Here is a 422-nt window from a genome sequence, read left to right as displayed (position 1 = left end):
AACTGAAACGTAGACGGCAGTCTCCTTCAGAGCCTGCATTTCATGGCCCGGTGCAACATATCTGAGCTTGCCGACCATGACTTCATGACCATTGATTCTTGCTCTGATTCCCCTGCCTGTTTCCTCCTGCAGTTCCTCGGGAGTATCGAGGTCAATGCCATGGTCATGTGCATAGGAGACAAGAGAACGCGCAAGAATGTGATTTGATGACTGTTCGGAACTTGCTGCCAGTTCGAGCAGCGCCTTCTTGTCAAAGCCTTTGAGCGCAACTACCTTGTCGACACTCAGTCTTCCGCTGGTAATGGTTCCTGTCTTGTCAAATGCAGCAGTTTTAGCCGTTGCGAGCTTTTCCAGGACGTCTCCCGTCTTGATGACGACGCCGTTTCTGGATGAGCGGCTCATCCCGGAGACGATTGCCACCG

The 422-nt window shown here is 52.4% G+C and carries 1 protein-coding gene; it reads right to left on the bottom strand.

The genetic code is table 11. From position 1 onward, the window contains the following. Positions 1-422: HAD family hydrolase (locus V7Z60_RS10050; protein WP_334117670.1), on the bottom strand; the 422-nt coding region annotated here is incomplete at both ends.

This window comes from Ligilactobacillus sp., from assembly GCF_036846325.1.
GTDB lineage: Bacteria > Bacillota > Bacilli > Lactobacillales > Lactobacillaceae > Ligilactobacillus.
This window is presented reverse-complemented; position numbering and strand designations above follow the sequence as displayed.